This is a genomic window from Comamonas piscis (genome assembly GCF_014109725.1).
GTDB lineage: Bacteria > Pseudomonadota > Gammaproteobacteria > Burkholderiales > Burkholderiaceae_C > Comamonas > Comamonas piscis.
The window spans coordinates 2,983,673-3,006,615 of the sequence record NZ_CP058554.1 but is presented as its reverse complement, the minus strand read 5'-3'; the positions used below and the strand labels follow the sequence as shown (position 1 = coordinate 3,006,615).

Sequence of the window (22,943 nt, the reverse complement as noted above, 5' to 3'; positions counted from 1 at the left end):
TCAATTCTTTCAAACAAAAAGACGGCCACAGGGCCGTCATTGCAGCGGAAGTCGCAGCTGCCTTATTGGGGCTTGTAGTCCTGGTTGAACCACTTTTTGTAGATCACGTTGTAGCTGCCATCGGCGCGGATAGCGGCGAGGCCGGCGTTAATCTTGTCTTGCAGGGCCTTGTCACCCTTGCGCACGACGATGCCGAAATGCTCTTTGGGGAAGCTGGCGTCATCTACCGTCTTGAGCGTTGGGTACTGCGTGACGCGGTAGGCGATCACGCCATTGTCGCCAATCGCTGCATCCACGCCGCCGGCGGCCAGCTCGGAGATGATCAGCGGCGTGCTCTCAAAGCGGCGGATATTGCCGCTGGTCTTGCCCACTTCGCGGCTCATCACATCGTCACCGGTCGAGCCGCTAACCACCGACACTTTCTTGTCCTTGAGGTCCTTGAGCGATGCGACCGTGCTGTCCTTGGGCACGGCGATCAGCTGGCGGGCATCAAAGTAAGGCTCGGAGAAATCAAAGCTCTGCTTGCGCTTGTCGTTGATGGTGACGCCCGAGATCACAAAGTCCACATCGCCATTGTTGAGCGATGCAAAGATGCTGCTGAATGGCGTATTGACGATGCGCAGCTTCATGCCTTGCTGCTTGGCGATGGCATTGACGATGTCGATGTCAAAACCCACGATCTGCTTGTCTTTGTTCTCAAAGGCAAAAGGGGCGTAGGTGGCGCTGGAGGCCACGACCAGATCGCGGCCTTGCGCTTGTGCAGCGCCTGCTGCCAACACCGAGACCGCTGCGGCACCGATGGCCAGCGCAAATTTTTTGTTCCACATACCCCAACCTTTAGCTACATAAGCCCATACAAGCGGCCGATTATACGTAAAGGCCTACAGACCAAGGCTGGCAACGTCTGGCCGCCAGCGCTGTATTGGCTTTGCGGACAAGCTTGTCCGCCAGCATGCGCTGGTCTTGGGCAAGCCAATGCCCAGCGCCATCTGCAAGACGGACCACCAGAGCGACACCAAATCGCCAAAATGCCACTACCATGAATCCCCTCGACGCCTCTGCCATCTGACCGACCATGAACGCTTCCGTCCACGCCACCCCCCTCCCCACTTTTGACGATGTGCAAGCGGCCGCGCAGCGACTGCAAGGCGTTGCCCACCGCACGCCGGTGATGCGCTCGTCCACGCTCGACAAATTGACGGGGGCAGAGTTCTTCTTCAAATGCGAGAACTACCAGCGCATGGGCGCGTTCAAGTTCCGGGGGGGCTACAACGCGCTGGCCCGGTTCTCGCCAGCGCAGGCGCAGCGCGGCGCACTGGCCTTCTCCTCTGGCAACCATGCGCAGGCGATTGCGCTGTCGGCCCGCATCCTGGGCATGCCGGCCGCCATCGTGATGCCCGAGGACGCCCCGGCCGCCAAGCTCGATGCGACGCGCGGCTATGGCGCCGAGGTCATCACCTACGACCGCTTCACCGAAGACCGCGAGGCCATCAGCCAGCGCATTGCCCAGGAACGGGGCATGACCTTGATTCCGCCCTACAACCATGCCGATGTGATTGCCGGCCAGGGCACCAGTGCCATGGAGCTGCTGCAGGACGTGCCCCAGCTCGACTACCTGTTTGTCTGTCTGGGCGGCGGCGGCCTGCTGTCGGGCTGCTTGCTGGCAGCCAAGGCCATGGCGCCCGGCTGCAAGGTGTATGGCGTGGAGCCCGAAGCGGGCAATGACGCTCAGCAATCCTTGCGCAAGGGCGAGATCGTCAAGATCGCCACGCCGAAAACCATTGCCGATGGCGCGCAAACGCAGGCGCTGGGCGACATTACCTACGCCATCATCCGCCGCGATGTGACCGACATCGTCACCGCCAGCGACCCGCAGCTGGCGGACTGCATGCGCTTTTATGCCGAGCGCATGAAGATGGTGGTCGAACCCACCGGCGCGCTCAGTCTGGCCGGCGCGCGCTTTGGCGGTGTGGACTTGCAGGGCGCTCGCGTGGGCGTGCTGATCAGCGGCGGCAATGTGGACCTGGGCCGCTATGCGCAGTTGCTGGACGCCGTTTGAGAAGACCAGGCCAAAACAAAAGCCTACCATTCGGTAAATATATTCACCGGCAGCGCACGTCCTCAGGGCTGCGCTGCTACCATTGCGGCCAAAAATGACATTGGCAACTACCATGAGCACCGTTCACCTTATCGACCACCCGCTGGTCCAGCACAAACTCACCCTGATGCGCCGCAAGGAAGCATCCACCAACAGCTTCCGCCGCATGCTCGGCGAGCTGTCCACCCTGATGGCCTACGAGATCACGCGCGATTTTCCGCTGCAAGATCTCGAGATCGAAACCCCGATGGAAAAGATGGTCGGCAAGGTCATCGATGGCAAGAAACTGGCGCTGGTCTCCATCCTGCGCGCAGGCAATGGCTTTCTCGACGGCATGCTGAATGTGGTGCCCGGCGCCCGCATCGGCCACATCGGCCTGTACCGTGATCCGGAAACGCTGCAACCGGTTGAGTACTACTTCAAGATGCCCGACAACATGGGTGAACGCGATGTGATCGTTGTGGACCCGATGCTGGCCACCGGCAACTCGGCCGCTGCCGCTGTGCAGCAGCTCAAGGACAAATGCCAGCCCAAGTCCATCAAGTTCATGTGCCTGCTGGCCGCCCCTGAAGGCATCAAGACCATGCAAGCCGCCCACCCCGATGTGGACATCTACACGGCCGCCGTGGACCGCCAGCTCAACGACCACGGCTACATCCTGCCGGGCTTGGGTGATGCGGGCGACCGCATCTTCGGCACCAAGTAAGCCCTGCCCCATGGCATGCCCACCACGCGCTGGGCATGCCGCACGCCGCAGCCTGCCAGCCAGTGCCTGGGCGTAAGACAAATCTCACATACAGCGAACCGCTACTTTGGTTAAATGGCGTCCAGAGCATCACCGCCTGGAGGCACCGCCATGAGCTACCATCTGCTGGTTTTTGCGCCCGCTGCTGCCCCTAAGGAGGCCGCGGCATTTGGTCTCTGGTTCCAGGCGCAGACCGAATGGCCGGAGCACCATGACTATGAGGACCCGGCCGTCGCCACCTTGTCGCTCAAGGCCTGGTGCCTGGACATGATGCAGCGCTTTCCACCCCAAAGCGGCCCTTACCGCGAAGAACTCCCACCCGAAGACAAAAGCCTGCTGGCCGATTACAGCATTGGCCGCAATATTGTATTTGTCGCCGTGCAACTGCCCCAGGCCAAGGCCGCGCTGGCCTTGGCACGCGCGCTGGCTGCTCAGCATTGTGTGGGCGTGTACGAGGCCAGCGAATCACCGCCCGCCGTACGCCTGCCCGACGGCAACAATGGCCTGCAGACCGCGTTTGACTGCAAGCCGGACATGGGCTGAGGCGCCCCTGGATTTAGCGCGAGGCCTCGCCGTCGCGGGCCTTGAGCACCATGCTGTTGCCCGAGATGCTCACATCAAAATAGCGCAAAAAGTTCTGGCCCAGCAACGCATCGCGCGCACTCTCTCCGGTGTAGCCGGTGCCCACCCGCAAATCATTGACAGCCAAGGGCCCGACCTCAATGCGCTCGGCCCGGCTCATGCTGCCCTGGCGCACGCCATTGGCAGTTTGAAAGCTGATGGGCACGCCCTCGCCCAGATTGGCACGCTCAGCCACGGCATCAGTGATGCTAATCAAACTGGCGCCCGTGTCCACCATGAATTGCACCGGCACACCGTTGACGGATCCCCCTACCCGGAAATGGCCGTCGCGGTCGCGCGGAATCTCCAACACGCCATGGGCCATGACCTTGCCTTCGGCCGGCTTGCGGTAGACCTCGGTCACCAGGTAGATGGCAAACATCACACCGATCCAGATGGCGACCAGCGTCCAGGTGGTGCGCCGGCTGGCTTCGGGCCCCATGCTGGCGGGCATGGGCGCCAGGCGCCCAGCGCGCGCTGCAGGCGGCTGAACGCCGGTGACAGGCGGCGTAGAACGGGTGGGATCGGAACTGCGGGTGCGTAATCGGCTCATGGATCAGAAATTTTGCCCACGCAAGCAAACTGTGCGCTGGCCGGTGACGAAGCATAAATCATACTGGCTATGCGCCAGGCCACGCCGCAGCCTTGTGCGCAAGGGTAAGCGGCGCTGGATTAGCGCTCCCCGACAGCAGCGTGGCAGACAGGGCCAGCCGCCTAGGGACTGCGGTCTGGGTTAGGATGGCCGCCAATTACCACCCTGCCCTGTTTTTCCATGACCATCGACCGTCGCCACCTGCTGTATGCCCTGACTGGTTTTACCGCTGCAGCCATTCTGCCCGCCAGTTGGAGCAGCGCCCATGCTGCAGAAGCACACTGGCCCAGCAAACCGCTGCGCTTTATCGTCGGCTACCCGGCGGGCTCGTCGCCCGACATGCAAGCGCGCATGATTGCCCAACCGCTGGCGCAGATCCTGGGCCAGCCGGTGGTGGTCGACAACCGCCCTGGTGCCAGCGGCAATATTGGCGCTGATCTGGTGGCCCGCGCCACCGATGACCACAGCTTTGGCATTGTGGGCAATGGCCCGCTGACCTCGTCGCAAGCGCTGTATGCCAAGCTGCCCTACGACCCGGTCAAGGACTTTGCACCGCTGGCCCTGGTGGGGGTATCGCCCCTGGCATGGGTGGTACCGGCCAGCGCAGGCGCGCAAACCGACAAGGCACTGGCCAGCTTGCGCCAAAAAGGCAATGCCGCCAGCTATGGCTCTACCGGCCTGGGCTCCGGCGGTCATCTGGGCATGGAGTTGCTGAAGGACGCGCTGCATTTTGACGCCGTACACATCCCCTTCACCGGCGCGCCAGGCGTTGTGTCCGCGCTGCTGGGCGGCCAGCTCGATTGCGCGCTGCTGCCCATCTCATCGGTCCTGCCTTTGGTGCAAAGTGGCAAGCTGGCAGCCTTGGCTGTTACCTCGGCCCAGCGCACGCAGCTGATGCCGCAGACGCCATCGATGCGTGAGATTGGCGCGCAGGATGTCAACATCGAGGTCTGGAATGCGCTGATGGCGCCGGCAGGCATGTCTGCAGCGGTGCGAAGCAAGCTGAGCGATGCCCTGCTGAAAATCTTGAACACCTCCGATATCCGCGAGCAACTGCTGCGCCAGGCCTGGACCTTGGACGATGCATCTCCCGCTGCGCTGCAGCAGCGCATCAACAGCGATCGCAAGATGTACAACGCCCTGATTGCGAAGAAGAAGCTGCAGCTGGAGTGACGGCCGCGCTGCGGCAACACCAAGTGCCCGTGACGGGCCCTTTTTTGTACTTGGACCCACGGGGGGGGCGATAGAAAGTGGCGCTGCTGAATCCTGCCTTCTGCCAACGCTTTAGCGGCGGACCTGCAGGGCTCCGGGGTTGACGATGTTCGACGGTCTGCCCTTGATGAAATTTGTCACATTCTCGAACGCCACACCAAAATAGCGTTCATAGCTATCTTGTTCAACATAGCCGATATGGGGGGTGCAAATGCAATTCTCCAGCCGCAGCAAGGCATGGCCTTGCAAGATGGGTTCGCTCTCGAACACATCAATGGCGGCAATACCCGGGCGACCCCGGTTCAGGGCCGCAATCAGCGCATCGGCCTGCAGCAGCTCGGCCCGGGAGGTGTTGACAAAGGTGGCAGAGGGTTTCATCAGCGACAGGTCTTCAAAGCTGACGCAGCCCTTGGTCTGCTCACTCAGGCGCAAATGCAAGGACAGTACATCGCTGTTGGCAAAAAAGTACTGCTTGCTGGACGCGACCTTGTGGCCGTCCGACAACGCTTTAGCGCGGGAAGTGTCGCTGCCCCAGACCAGCACCTCCATGCCAAAGGCCTTGCCATAGCCAGCTATCAGTTGGCCAATGCGGCCGTAGCCCCAGATTCCCAGCGTGCGGCCGCGCAGCACCGTACCCAGGCCAAAATTGGGCGGCATATTGGCGGCCTTGAAGCCCGACTGCTGCCAGGCGCCATGCTTGAGGTTGGCAATGTACTGCGGCAGGCGGCGAGCTGCGGCCATGATCAGCGCCCAGGTCAGCTCCGCAGGTGCTACCGGTGACCCAACGCCCTCGGCCACCGCTACGCCGCGCTCGGTGCAGGCTGTCAAATCTACATGGGAACCGATGCGCCCGGTCTGGGCAATGAGTTTGAGGCGGGGGAGCTTGTCGAGCAGCAGACGGCTGATGTGGGTGCGCTCGCGGATCAGTACGATGATGTCCGCATCCTTGAGGCGTACCGACAACTGGCCGAGGCCTTTGACCGTGTTGGTGTAGACCTTGGCTGAATAGGCGTCGAGTACCGATGCGCACGGTAGCTTGCGCACCGCATCCTGATAATCGTCCAAGATCACAATATTCATAGGAAGACCATTTATCGAACGCCAACCAGACGGCCCTGCCCCACGCATGCCGCCTGTATGCTAGGTCCGCTGGCAGCGAAAAACCGGGGGAAACCGATTTCCGAGCACAGCCGAGCACTGCATCAGCTATGAACATCATAGCATTGAATAATCCTGCGTCTTAGTCAAGCAATGCGCCGCAGGAGCACATCGCCAGCCATCAGCAGGCCAAGCGACATGTCGCCAACGGCAGCCACGGCACACAAGCCTCCACCGAGCACACATTTCCTGTCATCGCACTGGCCCGCTGTTGCGTTATGTAGGCTACCTCCCACAGTGCCAGACTGTTGCTTTCAGCGCAAAAAACGCGCCAGAAGCGCTGCAACGCTAGCATTGGCAGAAGCTCAGCGCTATAACAATTGCTTATCTCTTAGTTTTATTGGTCGATACCACTATGACGAATTTGGTCGCTCCATCCCGCAGCCGTTGCCCGCAACAAATGTTCGCGCAAACCATGCAGGAGTGGGGAGGAACGGAGGACCTCTGGGTTTTTGCCTACGGGTCCTTGATCTGGCGCCCTGAGTTTGAATTTCAGGAATGCCGCCATGCGAGGGTGTTTGGCTGGCACCGCGCGCTCAAGATGTGGAGCCATATCAACCGTGGCACGCCTGAATGCCCGGGCCTGGTGTTTGGCATGTTCTCGGGCGGCAGTTGCCGGGGCATGGCATTTCGTGTCGCCCGCCAGCATGTGGCAGAGATGATGCCCCGCCTGTGGCAGCGCGAGATGGCCACTGATTCCTATGATCCCAAGTGGATCGATTGCCAGACTGAGGATGGCACCGTCAAAGCGCTGGCCTTTACCCTGTCCAAATCCAGCCCCCGCTGCACGGGCACCTTGAGCGAAGAAGACTACCGCCGCATCTTTGCGCAATCGTGCGGCATTTATGGCACGACCCTTGACTATGCCGAATCCACCTACACCGCGCTGAAAAGCCGTGGCATTGAAGACCGCGCGCTGGAGCGCCTGCTGCGCCTGTCGGTGTCGCGGGCCGCACAGAGCCAGAGCGTCGCCCCTGTGCTTCACATGGCTGCATAGCAAACGCCTGAGCACCGTCATTACGCCCAGCCCCATAGCCTAAATTCCTCCATAGCGTCTGCAACCAGGCACTATCCGTTTGCGCCTCGCATTCTGGGCAGGAGCTCGCACAAAATCTAACGCAGAAAAACAAACACCCCGCATTCCTAGAGCCAGACGCTGGCTGCGGAAGCGAGGTGCATGCGGAGGATTACTTGGACTACCCATCGGGATAGTCCGTGGGCGGGACCTGGCTGTGCAGGTTCATGCCCCATTCGCAAGTAACGGCTCCATCAGGGAGCCGTTTACTTTGGGGGTTGCCGGCTTCAGCGTGCCGGCAAGCAAGAAAAATGGGTTACTGGCGCCAGTGCTTAGCGCTTGCGGTCACGTTCGTCTTCTGGCCAGATGCTGAAAACATTTGCGGTGGTCATTTGAACAATCTCCTAAAGATGAGTGTTCAACGCCACGGCCACTGAGGCGGTTGACAGCAGGCCTCACAATTTTAAATGTTTACAATCTGTTTACTTAGAGAAATTTAACCCATGAAAAACAACGGTGATAAATGTATTAAAAGCTTAATTTCGGCTACATTTTCAGGATTTTATTGATATATATCAATGACTTAAATCGTAAACATAGAAAGTAACTCAATTTTACAGCAACACCGAGTCCTGATGAGTAAACTACACATTTCGTCGTAATATCGTCAATTAATAAGTCAATTAGCTTTAATTACTTAATAATTTAGTCATTTAGACGTAAATTTCGACGAAAAAACGACTGAACTGCTAACTTCACCGCTGCTTACAGGACGACCTGGAGCAAGCGCTTAGCGCAGCACCACCTGCTTTTGCGGATCCCAGCCATGGTTCAACGGACCATGGCCCTGGCCAGTATGTACATCCGCACCCGATTCAATGGCACCCAGGATGTACTGGCGCGCCAAGCTCACGGCAGTAGCCAGCGGATGCCCGAGCGCCAACTGGCAGGCAATGGCCGATGACAAGGTGCAACCCGTGCCATGGCCGTTATGGGTGTGGATGCGGGTGGAAGACAGGCGCAGGCGCTCACCGTCGGCGGTAGCGAGCAGGTCCACCACTTCGTCGCCCGGCAAATGGCCGCCCTTGATCAGCACGGCCTTGGCACCCATGGCCAGCAAATCCTGCGCGGCCTGCTCCAGCTGGTCGGCATGCACAAGGCTACGGCCCAGCAGCAATCCGGCCTCATCCAGATTCGGGGTGATGAGCGCAGCACGCGGAAACAGCACGCGTACCAGCTCACCCACCGTCGCCTCGGCAATCAGGCGATCGCCACTGGTGGCCACCATCACCGGGTCCAGCACTACATGGGGCAAGGAATAGCGGTCAATCGCAGCAGCTACCACGGCCACAATCTCGGGCGCATGCAGCATGCCAATCTTCACGGCATCGCAGCCAATGTCCTGCAGCACGGCATCCAGCTGCTCCTGCAGGAAGACGGGAGGCACCCCATGGATGGACCGCACGCCCTGCGTGTTTTGCGCGGTCAGGGCGGTAATAGCGGTCATGCCGTAGCAGCCCAAGGCTGACATGGTCTTCAGATCGGCCTGTATACCTGCACCCCCACCGCTGTCCGAGCCGGCGATCGACAGCACCCGCGCATAGCGGGGCAAAGTGACGGGGGTGGGTTGATTCAAAGAAGCCATGGCAGCAGTCCAAAAAGAATGCCGGGCAACACTGGCCCGGCCTGGGCAAAATTATCCACGATTGTGACCACGGCTTGACACAGCACCGGGTCCCCGGCGCAGTGCTGTGCTTTAATGCAGCCTGAGACGAAACAGGGGTGTCCCTGCAGCAGTTTGGCTGCAGCGCGACTGAGATTACACCCTGGGGCGCACCGCCATGGCTGCGCTCCGCAACCCGATCCAGGTCATGCTGGCGTGGGGAGTTTTCGGCAGCTGCATGCACTGTTTTGTCTAATGCCAAGCACAAAACATGTCCTCTCACCCCTTTCTTTCCCCAAATGCCCGCATCGCCATCCTCGGCGGTGGTCTGTTGGGCCGGCTGATGGCGCTGGAGCTGTCGGAGCGGGGCTATGCCATTGACCTGTATGACCGCGGCGGCCCGGAGGCCGAGCATGCGGCCGCGCGTGTGGCTGCGGCCATGCTTGCGCCACTGGCCGAATCGGCGGTGACCGAGCATGGTGTGGTGCGCATGGGCCAGTATGGCTTGCAGCGCTGGCCGCAACTGATTGCCAAGCTGGGCGCGCCCGTATTTTTGCAGCAGGCAGGCACCATGGTGGTGTGGCACCGCCAGGATGCCGCCGAGGCACAGCGCTTTCATGGCATCTTGCAACGCACCCAGGCCGCCATCCCCGAGCTGCCCCCTTTGCAAACCCTGGGCGGCGGCCAGATCGCAGAGATGGAACCGGCACTGGCTGGGCATTTTCAAACCGCCTACTACCTGCCCGGCGAAGGCCAGCTGGACAACCGCCAGCTGCTGGCCGCGCTGGTGCCCGCATTACAGGCCCGAGGCGTGCGCCTGCACTGGCAGCAGCCCCGCGAGCTGGATGACTTTGCGCCGGGCCAGAGCGATCAGCCCGATTTGCTGATTGACACACGCGGTTTGGGCGCCAAGCCGCAGTGGAGCCAGTTGCGCGGCGTGCGCGGCGAGGTGCTGCGCGTGCATGCGCCCGAGGTGCAACTGCGCCGCCCCACGCGTTTGATGCACCCGCGCTATCCCATCTACATAGCGCCCAAGCAGGACAACCATTTTGTCATCGGCGCCACCGAGATCGAATCCGATGACATGTCGCCGGCCAGCGTGCGCTCGGCGATGGAGCTGCTGAGCGCCGCTTACACCGTGCACAGTGGCTTTGCCGAGGCGCGCATCCTGGAGATCAACACCCAGTGCCGCCCCACTTTGCCCGATAATCTGCCAGCCATCCGCCAGCTGCGGCCCCGGGTGTTGGAGATCAACGGCCTGTACCGCCACGGTTTCATGATCTCGCCCGCCGTGGTGGACTGCGCGCTGGAACTGCTGCAAACCGGCGAATCCCCATTGGCCGCCCGCTTTGCGATGGATGTGCGCCTGCTGGAAACTGCCTGATGGCCCAGCGCCCTAAGATGAGCCCTAAACGATGACGTTACAGATTCTTTTGAACAACCAGGCCACCGCCCTGCCCGAAGGCGCTACCGTGGCCGTGGCCTTGGCACAGCTGCAGCCGCGCCCTCCGTTTGCGGTAGCCGTCAACACCGTTTTTGTGCCCAAGGGCCAGTACGAAAGTTGCCATCTAAAAACGGGCGACAAACTCGAAGTCATCTCGCCCATCACCGGCGGCTGATCCGCCCTGGCTGCATCTGCCCCTGCCTCAGCCGGCAGGGCCTGCGGCCCGCATTTACCCAAGGCCCTTGCCATGAACGCCACTCCCCACTCCGACGACGCCCTGGTGCTGTACGGCCAGCGTTTCCAAAGCCGCTTGCTGCTGGGCACCTCGCGCTATCCATCGCCTGCCGTGCTGGAGGCCGCTGTCGCCCGCAGCAAACCCGCTATGGTGACCGCCTCCTTGCGCCGCCAAGGCAGCAATGCCGCAGAGACCGGCAGCGACTTCTGGGCATTGCTCAAGCGCCTGAACGTGCCGGTGCTCCCTAACACCGCCGGCTGCATGCGCCTGCAAGAGGCCATCACCACCGCCCAGATGGCCCGCGAGGTGTTTGAGACGCCCTGGATCAAGCTGGAATTGATTGGCGACGATTACACCTTGCAGCCCGACACCTTGAACCTGGTCGAGGCCGCCTCCATCCTGATCAAGGATGGTTTTCAGGTGCTGCCCTACTGCACCGAAGACCTGGTGCTCTGCCAGCGTCTGGTCGATGTGGGCTGCCAGGCCGTCATGCCCTGGGCCGCACCGATTGGCACCGGCCGTGGCCCCGTCAACCCCTATGCGATGCAAACCTTGCGGGAGCGCCTGGATGTTCCGCTGATCTGCGATGCCGGTCTGGGCCTGCCCAGCCATGCCTGCCAGGTCATGGAATGGGGTTTTGACGCGGTACTTCTGAACACGGCTGTCGCGCTGTCGCCAGACCCGATTGCAATGGCCGGCGCCTTTGCCGATGCCACCGCCGCCGGCCACGCCGCCTACCGCGCCGGCACCATGCAGGCGCAGGACATGGCCCAACCCAGTACCCCCGTGCTGGGCACGCCTTTCTGGCACCAAAGCAACTGATAGGCCATGCCGATGAATACCCCATCCCCATCCACCGCCACTCAAATCGCGCAGGCCATTACCGCCGCCCACCAGGCTGCCTTTGCCAACTTCCCCCCGCAAACCGCCCCCGACCTGCCCTCAGACCGCCAGCAGGATGCCGTCTATGCCGGCGCCCTGGCCGCCTGTAGCACGCTGGGCTTTATCGCCATCGATGCAGCATGCATAGCCAGCGCCTGGAGCGCGCAGGCCGCACGCACAGGCCAATTCGATGCCCAGGCCTGGCCGGTAGAAGCTGCAGATTTTGGGCTGCGGCCCAGCGGCGGCCCGCAGGCCTTCGTGCCCTGCCCCCAGCAGCTGGGTCTGTATGCCGTGCTGCCCACGGCGGAATGGGTAGGCCGCATGGCCCGCGCTGGCGTGCCCACCGTGCAGCTGCGCTTTAAATCAGACGATGCCCAAGCCATTACCGCAGAGATAGCCGCTGCCGTTGCCGCCGTTGAAGAGACCAGCGCCCTGCTGTTTATCAACGACCACTGGCGCCATGCCATTGCTGCCGGCAGCTATGGCGTGCACCTGGGCCAGGAAGATCTGGATGCCCTCAGCGCCGCCGAGCTGGCCGAACTGCGCGCCAGCGGCGTGCGCTTGGGCGTCAGCACCCATGGTTATGCCGAAATGGTACGTGCCAGCCAGGCGCAACCCAGCTATATCGCCATGGGGGCGGTCTTCCCGACGACCCTGAAGAAAATGGCCACCGTGCCGCAAGGCTTGGCCCGCCTGGAACGCTATGCCGCGTTGACGCGCAGCTACCCCCAGGTCGCCATTGGGGGCATTTCGGCAGCGGAGTTTCCGCTGGTGCGCGAGAGTGGTGTCGGATCGATCGCCGTGGTACGCGCCATTGTCAACGCGGACGATCCAGAGGCCGCTGCCGCCGACTTGATGGCGCTGATGGGCTAAGCCCGTCCTGCGCTACACCACGTAGAGCAGCACGGCATCACGCCGCTGAGCCGCTGCCTGCCAAAAACTGCGCAGCGCGGCCTGCCGGCGCACCCAGTAGCGCAGCGCATCGATGTCAGGCGGCATGCCATCCTGCGCCTTTTGCCAGGCATGCATGCGCTGTACCAGCTGGGTGGCGGTGATAGCCGACAAGCCTTGCGCGCTGTCCGTCACCAGATCAGCCGGCCAGGCCCAGCAATGCTGGGCCAAGGTGCCGTCCACTGCCACACCGGCCTCGATCTCGGACAGGCGTTGCATGTCTTGCTGCCACCAGCTGCCCTGGTCCAGCATGGCGAGCGGCCCGCCTTGTTCAGCATGGCGCTGCAGGTAGTCATCTATTCCCGAAGGTTCGACCAGCAAAGCCCGCAAACCATGGCGCGGCAGCGCATAAAAAAGCCCTTGCACGCTCATGCGGCCTCCCTGATTGCGGTTTTTAGCTGCTGCAAATGTGCGCTGTTGTCCGGGTCACAAATCTGCACCAGCAACAGCGCCTTTTTTAGATAGCTGCTGCGTGCATCGGTCTGGCCATGCGCCGCCAAAAAATCTGCAAACACCTCATAGGCTCGCGCTGCCGCCAGCGAATAGCCTCGGCAACTGCGCTGCTGTATGCGCAAGGCCTGCTGCACCAGCGGCTTGACCCGTGCGGGCTGGTGGCGGATGGCAAAGGCAGCGTAGTCGGCCAGCATGCCCGACACCGCCTCGGGATCGGGCATGCGCTGGCCTTGCTGGTCCAGGCGGTCAAAGCTGTCCAGGTACAGCGCCAGCCGCTGCCAGCATTGCAGCGCCAGCGCCGTCTCACCCAAGGCCGCATGGCTTCTGGCCATGCGCTGCAACAGAGCGCACAGCGCCAAGGCCTGCGCGGCCGCGTTGCCGCCGCTGCTGCGCACATTCACCAGCGCCAGCGCTTGCGCATAGTGCGCCGTGGCAGCTTGGTGATCTTCTTCAGACTGGCAGAGATCACCGAGGCGTTCCAAGGCCTGGCGCCGCATGGGTTCAGACACCGCTGCGCCCTCAGGCGCGGCCAGCGCCAGCAAGGCCTGGCCATGCACGCGTTGACTGTCCTTATCACCCAGGTGCTGGGCGATCTCCATCGCATGCAGATGGTGCCGGGCCAGATCGGGCACATCCCCGTCCTGCCCCGCTCGGCGCAAGGCAATGGTCTGCTCACACAAAGCCAGCGCTTGGGCCCAATCCTGCGATTGAATCAGCAGCGGATACTGGCCCGGCTGCAGCACGGGCGTAGCAGCGGCTGCGGATGCCATTTGGGGCGAACGCAGGCGCTGCAAAATGAGCTGGGCCTGTTGCACGGGCTGCGCCAGCTCGGCAAAGGCAGCCCCGAGGTGAACACCCATTTGCAGCTTTTTGAGGGCTGCATCCAGTGGCCCGGTTTGGTAGAAGGTCATCCCCTGCAGCAGATAGGCCATCGCCAGGTGCGGGTCGTTTTGGGGTTTGCGGCTGCGCTGGACCAGGTACTTGATGAGGGTATCCGCCTCGGCGTGGGCCGTCCGCACATCTCGGCGTGCCAGCGCATCGCCAATGTGCTTTTGCGCCATTTGAATGGCCAGTGCCTTCTTGTCGGTCTGCGGATCGGTCGCGGGCTTGGACGGCGGATCATCCGGTGGAGCGGCGGCGAATGGAGCTTGGGCAACGGTGGCCAGCACCGGTGCGGCATCCGCCTGCGCTTTGCCTGCGGGGACCAATTCCTGCTCGTCCAGCTGCGACTGCGCAAAGGCCGACAAGCGCGAATCCATGCTCTCTTCTTCGCGAAAGTAGTCGAACAGCCAAAAGCCATCGCGAATCAGCCAGAAGAGGATGGGGCCGAGCAGATAAGGCGCAAAGCGCGCAGCGCCGCCGCCCCACATCCAGGCGGCCGCACACAGCGCTGTCAACGCCAGCTGCGCAACGGCACTGGCGTAACGCCCCAAATAATAGCGGTGCGCGCCCATCCACCCCAGCGCTACCAACAGGCCCAAGGCCCATCGCGGATTCTTTTCCCCCATCCCTCATCCCTTGTGCTTTGTTGTTTCTGCACTTTCCGGCCCAGCCATGCACCTTGTTGGCACTGGCTGGGGCGGCCTATATCGCGGGAAGTATAGCAATCGCTATCGCTGACACCTGGGTTGTCGGCGCGCGCAGGCTGTCGCTGGGCACCTCCTGAATCAGGGGCGCCGCAGGGGCTGGGAGAGGGTTTTCTGGGCGTCTAGGCGAGGTGCGCCGGGGGCAGCCCAGGTACGTAGGCCGACCAAGCCAGGGCGCGATGCCGAGCGATACTGACCAGCTGCCATAGACAACGCAGTATCAAATATTTACCAAAACGGGCGCACCCGAGTGCCGTTCGGGCTTGGTGCGCGCAGCCTGCATCACCTCATGGGGCGGCAGATGCTTCATGCGGTGGTCGCTCCACACTTGCCGCCAGTGGCGCGCGCCAGGCATGCCATGGCGCAGGCCCAGCATATGGCGTGCAATGGAGGACCAGTGCGTACCATGCGCGGCAGCCTCGCGCTCCATGTAGCGCACCATTTCCTCTTCCACCGATTCACGGCTGATGAAGGTGTTCGGCTCCGCACCATAGAACTGCGCATCCCAGGTCGCCAGCCACCAGGGGTTATGGTAGGCCTCACGCCCCACCATCACGCCGTCGACATGTGCCAGCTGTGCCAGCACCGTCTCATCATCGGCAATGCCGCCGTTGATGGCGATGGTCAGGTGCGGAAAGTCTTTTTTCAGCTGTGCCACCACATCATAGCGCAGGGGCGGAATCTCGCGATTCTCTTTGGGCGACAGGCCCTTGAGCCAGGCATTGCGGGCATGCACCACAAAAACCTCGCAACCCGCATCGGCAACGGTGCCGATAAAGTCGCGCACAAAATCGTAGCTCTCGCTCTTGTCAATGCCGATGCGGTGCTTGACGGTGACGGGAATGTCCACCACATCGCGCATCGCCTTGACACCCTCGGCCACCAACTCTTTCTCATTCATCAAGCAGGCGCCAAAGGCACCGCGCTGCACCCGCTCGCTGGGGCAGCCGCAGTTCAGGTTCACCTCGTCATAGCCCCAGTCCTGCGCCAGCTTGGCACACTGGGCCAGGTCCGCCGGCTCACTACCGCCCAGCTGCAACGCGACCGGGTGCTCCTCGGCATGAAAGCGCAAATGCCGCGCCACATCGCCATGGATCAACGCGCCGGTCGTCACCATCTCGGTGTACAGCAAAGTCTGGCGCGTCAGCAGACGGTGGAAAAAGCGGCAATGTCGATCAGTCCAGTCCATCATCGGCGCGACCGACATGCGCCCTGGCCAATGAAGAGGCGTTTTCTCTATGGAAACCAACGATTTTTCAACTGTCTGATTCAATGCCATTTGATCTAATTTCATGCCATTTTTAGCACTTCGGTGCTACATTCGGTGCAACAATTTTTCAATGTTGCACCGAGACTATGGGAACCATTATTCGCCGTGAGCGCAAAGACGGAAGCGTGGGTTACACCGCACAAGTCCGGGTCAAAAAGGGTGGCAAGGTTGTACACGCTGAAACCCAGACCTTTGACCGTGAAGCTGCTGCCAAAGCCTGGATCAAGAAGCGCGAGACAGAGCTTGCAGAACCTGGCGCCCTAGATCAGCCTGAAGATCCAATCCTTTCTGTCGTCATCCAGAGATACCTGGAGGACAAGCTCAAACCGCACGGGAAGACCAAGGACCAGGTTTTGCGCACCATGGCCAATTCGTGGCTGGGTGACACGCATTGCTCCCAAATCAACAGTGCTACGGTCATCAGATATTTAGAAGGCCTCACGAGCCTGCCCCAAACCCGAGGCAACTACCTGTCCCACCTGTCGGCGATCTTTACGGTCGCCCGGCCTGCGTGGGGCTATCCCCTCGACAAGCAGGCTTGTGATGACGCACGCGTCGTGGCTGAAAAGCTTGGGTTGATTGCCCGATCAAAGCAGCGCACACGCCGTCCAACTCTAGAGGAGCTGAACAAGCTCATGACCTACTACTCTGTCTATGAGCGGAAGCGGGAGGATTCTATCCCGATGACCTACATCATACTGTTCAGCATATTCTCCACGCGCCGGCAGGAAGAAACGTGTCGCATCCTGGGGCAAGATGTGGACGCAGAAAACTCTGAGGTAGTCGTTCGCGACATGAAAAACCCGGGTGAAAAGATAGGCAACGATGTCACCACTCTCCTTCCACCTGAAGCACTAAAGTTGATTCAAAACCGCAAGGTAGCCAAGGGGCGCATCTGGCCGTACAACGCCGAGTCCGTCAGCGCGAGCTTTACTCGGACATGCAAGCTACTTGGTATTGATGATCTGCATTTCCATGACCTTCGTCATGACGGGATCAGCCGATTGTTTGAGATGGGCTGGAACATCCCCCATGTTGCGCAAGTCTCTGGGCATCGTTCTTGGCAGAGCTTGCAGCGCTACACGCAATTCAAGAAGGTCGGGGACAAATACGAAGGCTGGGAATGGAAGACCAAGCTTCTGGCTGGATAGCGCTCGCAGCAATGAGTAGAGTTTAGGCTTGTCGAACATGAGGGTACGCAGCCTGTTTTCCCTCGTTGTACCTAGCTGAGAGCCAGTGCGACATCTCGCCCAGGATCTCTTGCATCTCCCGAAGATTGGTGCCGCAAAGCCAAGTTTGCGGCCAGAGTCGTAACTCTCCCTCATCCAGCTCGAAGCCTCGTAGCAGGACCGTGCCAGACTGGCGCTGACGCCATACCTCGGCACCCTCCAGCCCGTGAATGATGAGCCGCAGAGGGTCGTTGCGATCCACCAGGCAGGTCTGGAAGCTGCCATCGGCCATCGGGGTGCTGAGCAGCATTCCATTGGACTTAGCTCTCCGCCCAACCAAGTCAGCTGGCAGGTAGACCCCATTGAAACGCAATCGAAGGACGTATGCATCACGTCCAACGCGGCGCTTGCCCTCAACGTCTAGCTCCGTACCAGGCGTGGCCATGCCTAGGTATAGCCCTGGCAAACTTTCACCTACAAAATTCCTGACTGCATCCATGGTTCGCTCAAATTACTGTATAAATATACAGTCTTTTGGGGGTGGCTATGTTTCAATCAAGATACTGGCGCTGGCACATCAGGGATGATGAGGAGTGGTCACAGACCAAGGAACATGAGCGTTGGGATGGGATCAAACTGGATCGGCCAGAGGCTATGCCGATCTTGGGCACTATGATCTTGCATGGCTCGCCCCTCTCGTCTGAGGCGGCGGCCTTCTATGAAAGCTTGGAACCAGATGTCCCTTTCTGAACGCCGCGGTGTAGTCATTGGTCTCTGGCGGGCATGGCGCCAGAACATGCGCGACCTGAGCGATGGCTGGTTCCCGTACTACGACACGGGTAAACAGGTGCATCTGTTCTACGAATACCTGCAGGCCAATCACCCTCACCTGCTAGACATGCCAGGGCCAGCTTATGACACCATGAAGATGTGGGTGTTCGATGACATGGAGGCTTAAGCCTCTCGGATACATACTCGCAAATTTGCCGCTCGCTACTGCATATCCATAAAGTTGGTGACGCTGAAACCTTCAAGATCTTGAGCAAGTTGTTCACTAATGTGGGATGCACCTCTCGAACTCAATGGGACCCTGTAATTGGGATCGTAGCTCTGGCCGGGAAAAAATGCGCTCTCGACGGCGCGGAGCGATTGCATGCCGAATCCACGGGCCCTAAGCAAGCCATGGGGATAGTTCGCCTTGATCTGTTCGACCGAGCAGATTCCGTGCATTGCCAACGCATTGATGGCGCGCAATGGCAGGATACTTTTTATGATTTCAGCGTCGCTCATTTAGCCCGACCCCCGTTCACTGGAACACAAGGCCAGTATTTCATAGAAGCCATTTTCCTTCCACTGCTACGTTAGCGCTTTAGCCTCTAGGCTGGCCCAGCGGCGAACACTTCCACCGGGGCCAACCTCAGCAAGGTCTGTGCGTCCTTTATCGATCCTTCCAGCCACTGGTCAACATCCGCCAGTTCGATGGGGATCACACTGCGCTTGTCCTGCTTGTTGGGTGCCAGCTTCGGGTCTGGCTTGTGCATGCGGTTCATCAGCGGGTGCTCGTCTGCGTTGCGCGTGAGCATGGTGTAGCTCTCGATCAGCTCGCCAGTCGCAGGATCCTGCCAGGTGTTCCACAACCCAGCCAGGCCCCACGGGTCACCGTCGATTCGCGCAAACCTCCACCACACGTTTTTGCCGCTCTCCCAGTTAGGCTCGTCAAAGGTCGTCGCTGGGATGATGCAGCGCTGGCCTCTCTTCCACGGGTCTTTGAAGCTGGCCTTGTCCGCCACCTCCTCGGCGCGGGCATTGTTGGTGCTGTACTTGATATCGGGCGTTTTGCTGAACCAAGGGATCAAACCCCATCGACCCACAGCCAACTCTTTGCTGTACCCCAGATCATCCACGGAGCGCCGTATGAATCCGCCCGGTGAGCGCGGGAACACGTCACGGGCACCCAGGCCCAGCTGCCGGGGGTTCAGTCGCCAGTACTGCTGGATGTAGCCTTCGTCTGGACTGTGGTATCGATTGCACATTGACGCCTCCTAGTGCAAAGATACAAGCTCCAGGAGAATTTTGATGTCATCACTTTCCCACATATGTGAAGCCTCATATGCTTATCCGCGAGCAAATCGGAGAAGCTGCGGGACTAGCGAATTCCATGATCTATAAAGATGCCCCGAAATTTCACATTTTGATTGTGAGTCAAAGTCCAGAAGATGCACGCATCTTGGCAGCCGACCTTCGCAATAAATTACATTCAGTAGGCCTTGCTCACAGTAGCAATCAAGGTTATGCCAGAGCTATCACATCAAAACCAGATTTGATTATTCTGGTTGCCTGCGATTCTAATGGCATACGCAGTAGCATTTTTCCACTACTCAAAACCAACCCTTCAACTCAAAACATCCCGATTATTAATTCACCTACCCCAAACGACAAAGTCAAAGTAAAGAAGGCCAGCCAAACTGATCCCGAGAGCATACTTGAGCAGGTAAGCAAAATCATCCCCTCCACGCAAAAATCCCTGCAAGTCGGAACTGATGCAGCTGCACCGCAATCAGACAAATCTCAAATAAATTTCAAAGTAAAACAGGATGCCACAAACTTCATTCGTCGGCATATTAATATTTCTGGACTAACAATTTCTGATATTGCCGCGAGTCTAAATATATCGATTATTACATTAAACAAAGCCTTTGAAGTCGGGGAAGAAAAGTCGGCATTTGCTTCTATGCGCATAGAGAGAATGCAATGCGCGGCGCTATTACTCGAGCAAAGCACGCTGAAAATATCGGAAATTGCTAATGAAGTTGGCTATAGCGATTCAGGGAATTTCTCAAAAGAGTTTAAAATATACTGGTACAAAACACCTAAACGATTTCGCATTGAATCCCGCATTAATATTGAAGCCTCAAAGAATTCGAGAGTGGAAAGCTAATCACAAGTAGCTAAGTTTATTCAGTTGCTTAGAGGGGTTTTTGCAACACATGACGGATGCGTCGCCATAACGAGCAGCGTTGACTATGATGATCAGTATGCAAGATGATCCACAAGCCGAAACACCTCTTGGAGACCTCCTTCCGCTCCGTGTGAAGGCCGTTCTTGAACGGAATGGGATTCATACAGTCGAAGGAGTACGCCAGGCATATCCCCATACGCTGCTCAAGATGTGGGGTATGGGGATGTTCCGCTTTGGAGAGATAGAAAAAGCACTGTTTCCCGGCAACTCGTTCACGCCGAAGCGGGTCTACTCTCCCGTACGTCACGTCGAAGGTTCATCGCTCAATGGCCCTCTGTCGCCCGGGACAGTCTTGGTCCTCTCTCGGGCCGGGATCTACACCGCTGAGCAGCTGATCGCGATAGATCCGAATGAGCTGACGGAAATTAGGGGACTTGGCGTGCACAAGCTAAGGGAAATAGAGAGAGCCTTTTTCTCCGGTAGAACTTCAACCACGCAACCCGCCGATTCCACAAATGGAAAAGCGTCTCCCCTGTGCCTATCCAGCGCCAGGGAGGGTCTTGTTTCTCAGCCAGTTCAAAACCCTATGATGCAGAACTCGGCAGCATCTACGATGCTTCGCGTGATAGACCCACATGAAATACCGCTTGGTGACCTTCTAACGGCCCAAGTGAAATCCGCACTCGAACGAAACGGGATACATACTGTCGAAGGGGTGCGTAGAGCCTATCCGCAAGCCCTGATTGAAATGCGGGGTATCGGGATACTTCGGCTCAGGAAAATTGAGGCCGCCCTCTTTCCTGGCAAGTCTTTTACACCAACACGTCGCACCACGTCCAGACAAACTATCAAAGGAACATCTCTCAATGGAGCCCTCTTTCCTGGAACGGTGCAAATCTTGGCACGCGGCGGGATCACTACCGAGGAACAGCTTATAGCAGCATCGCCCAACGACCTTCTGAAAATTAAAGGCTTGGGCGCTGTGAAGCTTCAAGAGATTGAGAGCTTGTTCTTTGCCGACCATGCTGAAACATCCCTTCCGGGTAAGCTCAAAGGCAAGCTGAATAACAGTGAAGAGCGGTGACCTGCACTTAACAAATTCACATGGGCCATCCCAGCGTCACTAGGCGCTGAGAAGGCTCTTTTATTTCCACCGTCGCCCTTTGCATGATGAGCATCAAGGGTTAACCCCATCACCAGTTTCAGCTATTGACATCTCGAAACATTTCATTGACAGTTTGTGACTATCCAATTCCGAAATTGTGAAAAGTACGTTCACTCTACATGGTGCTTGCAGGAACATCGGTGGAATCTTCAAGAAACGTTAAATATTTATTGCTGCGGGCATTATTAGTCCCCTACGATGTCAATTTGCAACAATCGATTGATGCTGCATGCCTCATAGAGAAGTATGATTGTTGAACAACGTGGCGTTGCTCATTTCTTCCAATTGACCGCTTCGTTTTCCCTCATGACGTACCGCCTTACCAACCAAATAGGTTAAAAATGAAATCAAAGCTGCGATTTTTGAGTCTGCTATTATTTTCTCTAATAGCATTACCTATGATCCCTGCATATGCACAGAAAGTTTTGATGCTTTCTACGACGGAAACGGCTGTCGACGGAATCAACATTCTGAATAATATGCAAAATGAGTTCAGTAATGCAGGCGCTACAGTTACTCGTGAGGATATTCTCGGGCAATCAGGTTCAGTGATCCCTGCCACCTTTCTGGATTCACAAGCACAACCCTACGACTTGGTAATAGTAGCAACGGTGTATAACGCAGTAGATGCGGGAAACTGGACTGCTATACAAAATGCTGTCCAAGGACGAAGTGCCAACGCATTTCTTCTTTTTACTGACTCATGCTGCCAACCTTCCGCAAACCTCGCTCCTGCCCTGAATTTGCTCAATTCGGCCTCGGGATTGACTATGGGCCTTTCGCCGCTTGCTGGACGTGTAAATACCCCGCTGAATACTAGCTCCGCATATCAAGGTTCTTTTACAAATCTTCCTTTTTTCGAAGGCAACGCATTCCAGTACTGGACACAAGTACCAGCGGACAATACTCTTTACTACGACCCTAACCAAGCGATTCCTGTGCCAGTCAGCACCGACAACCGCGCATATGGAGTTTTCTTTCCAATTGCTCAGTCGTTTAACGGTGCTGGCGCTTGCCTTTTTGGTGTATCTGATACTTCCGGATTTGATGCAAATAGCTACCCGATTAATCAAGGTAAAGTTGGTATATCTTTTCTTAACTCTGTAAAGAGCGGTGGTGCATGCGGACTTGCCGGGCAAGTGAGTAAAGAATTTAGCCCATCAACCGTCAATCCAAATAAAACTAGCACACTCACCATCAGCATTGCAAACACGCTTCAGCCCCCTGCGTCAGTAAGCGATCTATATGTTCAAGATCAGTTGCCCGCACCTCTGTCACTGGTTAGCGTGACCGCTAACACTTGCGGCGGCAGTTTGGCCACCTCGTCCAACAGTCTGACCTTGACAGGAGGCAATCTTCCAGCTGCTGGCTGCTCAATTACTGCTATTGTTCGCTGGGCTGAAGCGACCTGTACTTCCGCTTCGGTTACAAACACGATCACGCCGGGAACGGAAGCGAGCGGTGGCCAATTCAGCACCTCTCTGGGCCAGGTCAACATTCCCGCCACTGCTGATTTGGCATGTGCAGAAGCACCTATTCCTGCAACACCTACTCCAGTGCCAACTGTAGGCGAGTGGTCCTTGTTCACTCTTACATCCCTTTTAGGAGTGGCTGGATTCTTCGCTACTCGTCGCCGCAAGATCTAAGCTGGTAACGTTGTGAGCCTCCCCAGTGCCGTCATGGCGCCGGAGAGGCTCTTTCTATTTGTGGCTGCAGGCTTGGTCG

General features: G+C 58.6%; 24 protein-coding genes. 14 read left to right on the top strand and 10 right to left on the bottom strand.

Annotated features, from left to right (window positions below; all coding sequences use genetic code 11):
• Positions 1 to 62: 62 nt before the first annotated feature.
• A complete protein-coding gene (locus HS961_RS13575; protein WP_182322775.1) occupies positions 63 to 827 on the bottom strand; it encodes a basic amino acid ABC transporter substrate-binding protein in 765 nt (254 codons plus the stop codon).
• 248 nt (positions 828 to 1,075) lie between these two features.
• On the opposite strand from HS961_RS13575, the gene HS961_RS13570 reads away from it, so the two are divergent.
• From HS961_RS13570 to HS961_RS13560, 3 genes are all read left to right on the top strand, one after another.
• Complete coding sequence (locus HS961_RS13570; protein ID WP_182322773.1) at positions 1,076 to 2,059, top strand: threo-3-hydroxy-L-aspartate ammonia-lyase; 984 nt, start codon at positions 1,076 to 1,078, stop codon at positions 2,057 to 2,059.
• 112 nt (positions 2,060 to 2,171) lie between these two features.
• Positions 2,172 to 2,804: a uracil phosphoribosyltransferase gene (gene upp, locus HS961_RS13565; RefSeq protein ID WP_021028434.1), complete on the top strand. Its 633-nt coding sequence runs from the start codon at positions 2,172 to 2,174 to the stop codon at positions 2,802 to 2,804.
• Positions 2,805 to 2,954: 150 nt separating this feature from the next.
• Positions 2,955 to 3,386 (top strand): hypothetical protein, encoded by a 432-nt coding sequence (locus HS961_RS13560; protein ID WP_182322771.1) that lies wholly within the window; start codon positions 2,955 to 2,957, stop codon positions 3,384 to 3,386.
• 13 nt (positions 3,387 to 3,399) lie between these two features.
• Here the strand turns inward: HS961_RS13560 and HS961_RS13555 are convergent, their stop codons facing one another.
• Positions 3,400 to 4,017, bottom strand: a complete 618-nt coding sequence (locus HS961_RS13555; protein WP_238347599.1) for a retropepsin-like aspartic protease family protein — start codon at positions 4,015 to 4,017, stop codon at positions 3,400 to 3,402.
• 219 nt (positions 4,018 to 4,236) lie between these two features.
• On the opposite strand from HS961_RS13555, the gene HS961_RS13550 reads away from it, so the two are divergent.
• Positions 4,237 to 5,229: a Bug family tripartite tricarboxylate transporter substrate binding protein gene (locus HS961_RS13550; protein ID WP_182322769.1), complete on the top strand. Its 993-nt coding sequence runs from the start codon at positions 4,237 to 4,239 to the stop codon at positions 5,227 to 5,229.
• Positions 5,230 to 5,340: 111 nt separating this feature from the next.
• Here the strand turns inward: HS961_RS13550 and HS961_RS13545 are convergent, their stop codons facing one another.
• Positions 5,341 to 6,348: a D-2-hydroxyacid dehydrogenase family protein gene (locus HS961_RS13545; RefSeq protein ID WP_182322767.1), complete on the bottom strand. Its 1,008-nt coding sequence runs from the start codon at positions 6,346 to 6,348 to the stop codon at positions 5,341 to 5,343.
• A gap of 433 nt (positions 6,349 to 6,781) precedes the next feature.
• Here HS961_RS13545 and HS961_RS13540 point away from each other — a divergent pair, with 433 nt between their 5' ends.
• Positions 6,782 to 7,423 (top strand): gamma-glutamylcyclotransferase, encoded by a 642-nt coding sequence (locus tag HS961_RS13540; RefSeq protein ID WP_182322765.1) that lies wholly within the window; start codon positions 6,782 to 6,784, stop codon positions 7,421 to 7,423.
• An 808-nt stretch (positions 7,424 to 8,231) separates the two neighbouring features.
• Here the strand turns inward: HS961_RS13540 and thiD are convergent.
• Positions 8,232 to 9,086, bottom strand: a complete 855-nt coding sequence (gene thiD / locus HS961_RS13535; protein ID WP_182322763.1) for a bifunctional hydroxymethylpyrimidine kinase/phosphomethylpyrimidine kinase — start codon at positions 9,084 to 9,086, stop codon at positions 8,232 to 8,234.
• 289 nt (positions 9,087 to 9,375) lie between these two features.
• Here thiD and HS961_RS13530 point away from each other — a divergent pair, with 289 nt between their 5' ends.
• The 4 genes from HS961_RS13530 (at position 9,376) to HS961_RS13515 (ending at position 12,538) form a co-directional block, all read left to right on the top strand.
• The gene (locus tag HS961_RS13530) at positions 9,376 to 10,488 is read left to right on the top strand and encodes an FAD-dependent oxidoreductase (protein ID WP_182322761.1); all 1,113 of its coding nucleotides are present in this window, start codon (positions 9,376 to 9,378) and stop codon (positions 10,486 to 10,488) included.
• Positions 10,489 to 10,519: 31 nt separating this feature from the next.
• The gene (gene thiS / locus HS961_RS13525) at positions 10,520 to 10,723 is read left to right on the top strand and encodes a sulfur carrier protein ThiS (protein WP_182322759.1); all 204 of its coding nucleotides are present in this window, start codon (positions 10,520 to 10,522) and stop codon (positions 10,721 to 10,723) included.
• A 72-nt stretch (positions 10,724 to 10,795) separates the two neighbouring features.
• Positions 10,796 to 11,605: a thiazole synthase gene (locus HS961_RS13520; RefSeq protein WP_182322757.1), complete on the top strand. Its 810-nt coding sequence runs from the start codon at positions 10,796 to 10,798 to the stop codon at positions 11,603 to 11,605.
• A gap of 12 nt (positions 11,606 to 11,617) precedes the next feature.
• Positions 11,618 to 12,538 carry a thiamine phosphate synthase gene (locus HS961_RS13515; protein ID WP_182322755.1) on the top strand — a complete coding sequence of 307 codons (921 nt, stop codon included), beginning with the start codon at positions 11,618 to 11,620 and terminating at the stop codon, positions 12,536 to 12,538.
• A 12-nt stretch (positions 12,539 to 12,550) separates the two neighbouring features.
• Here the strand turns inward: HS961_RS13515 and HS961_RS13510 are convergent, their stop codons facing one another.
• From HS961_RS13510 to dusA, 3 genes are all read right to left on the bottom strand, one after another.
• Complete coding sequence (locus HS961_RS13510; RefSeq protein ID WP_182322753.1) at positions 12,551 to 12,988, bottom strand: hypothetical protein; 438 nt, start codon at positions 12,986 to 12,988, stop codon at positions 12,551 to 12,553.
• On the bottom strand, positions 12,985 to 14,577 hold the full coding sequence (locus HS961_RS13505; RefSeq protein ID WP_182322751.1) for a TM2 domain-containing protein: 1,593 nt from the start codon (positions 14,575 to 14,577) through the stop codon (positions 12,985 to 12,987). Before HS961_RS13505 ends, HS961_RS13510 begins: the two co-directional genes overlap by 4 nt.
• Positions 14,578 to 14,875: 298 nt before the next feature.
• Complete coding sequence (gene dusA / locus HS961_RS13500; RefSeq protein WP_182322749.1) at positions 14,876 to 15,934, bottom strand: tRNA dihydrouridine(20/20a) synthase DusA; 1,059 nt, start codon at positions 15,932 to 15,934, stop codon at positions 14,876 to 14,878.
• A gap of 77 nt (positions 15,935 to 16,011) precedes the next feature.
• Between dusA and HS961_RS13495 the strand changes: the two genes are divergently transcribed.
• Complete coding sequence (locus HS961_RS13495) at positions 16,012 to 17,076, top strand: tyrosine-type recombinase/integrase (RefSeq protein WP_182322748.1); 1,065 nt, start codon at positions 16,012 to 16,014, stop codon at positions 17,074 to 17,076.
• 22 nt (positions 17,077 to 17,098) lie between these two features.
• Here the strand turns inward: HS961_RS13495 and HS961_RS13490 are convergent, their stop codons facing one another.
• Positions 17,099 to 17,404 carry a hypothetical protein gene (locus tag HS961_RS13490; protein WP_182322747.1) on the bottom strand — a complete coding sequence of 102 codons (306 nt, stop codon included), beginning with the start codon at positions 17,402 to 17,404 and terminating at the stop codon, positions 17,099 to 17,101.
• A gap of 426 nt (positions 17,405 to 17,830) precedes the next feature.
• On the opposite strand from HS961_RS13490, the gene HS961_RS13485 reads away from it, so the two are divergent.
• On the top strand, positions 17,831 to 18,052 hold the full coding sequence (locus HS961_RS13485; RefSeq protein WP_182322746.1) for a hypothetical protein: 222 nt from the start codon (positions 17,831 to 17,833) through the stop codon (positions 18,050 to 18,052).
• 35 nt (positions 18,053 to 18,087) lie between these two features.
• Here the strand turns inward: HS961_RS13485 and HS961_RS13480 are convergent, their stop codons facing one another.
• Together HS961_RS13480 and HS961_RS13475 are read right to left on the bottom strand one after the other, a co-directional pair.
• Positions 18,088 to 18,384: a hypothetical protein gene (locus tag HS961_RS13480; RefSeq protein WP_182322745.1), complete on the bottom strand. Its 297-nt coding sequence runs from the start codon at positions 18,382 to 18,384 to the stop codon at positions 18,088 to 18,090.
• 86 nt (positions 18,385 to 18,470) lie between these two features.
• Positions 18,471 to 19,127 (bottom strand): SOS response-associated peptidase, encoded by a 657-nt coding sequence (locus HS961_RS13475; RefSeq protein WP_182322744.1) that lies wholly within the window; start codon positions 19,125 to 19,127, stop codon positions 18,471 to 18,473.
• 77 nt (positions 19,128 to 19,204) lie between these two features.
• On the opposite strand from HS961_RS13475, the gene HS961_RS13470 reads away from it, so the two are divergent.
• From HS961_RS13470 to HS961_RS13460, 3 genes are all read left to right on the top strand, one after another.
• Positions 19,205 to 20,032, top strand: coding sequence for a helix-turn-helix domain-containing protein (locus HS961_RS13470; RefSeq protein ID WP_182322743.1), 828 nt, complete (start codon positions 19,205 to 19,207; stop codon positions 20,030 to 20,032).
• Between the two features lie 85 nt (positions 20,033 to 20,117).
• On the top strand, positions 20,118 to 21,137 hold the full coding sequence (locus HS961_RS13465) for a helix-hairpin-helix domain-containing protein (RefSeq protein ID WP_182322742.1): 1,020 nt from the start codon (positions 20,118 to 20,120) through the stop codon (positions 21,135 to 21,137).
• 422 nt (positions 21,138 to 21,559) lie between these two features.
• Positions 21,560 to 22,864, top strand: a complete 1,305-nt coding sequence (locus tag HS961_RS13460) for an IPTL-CTERM sorting domain-containing protein (protein ID WP_182322741.1) — start codon at positions 21,560 to 21,562, stop codon at positions 22,862 to 22,864.
• Positions 22,865 to 22,943 lie beyond the last annotated feature (79 nt).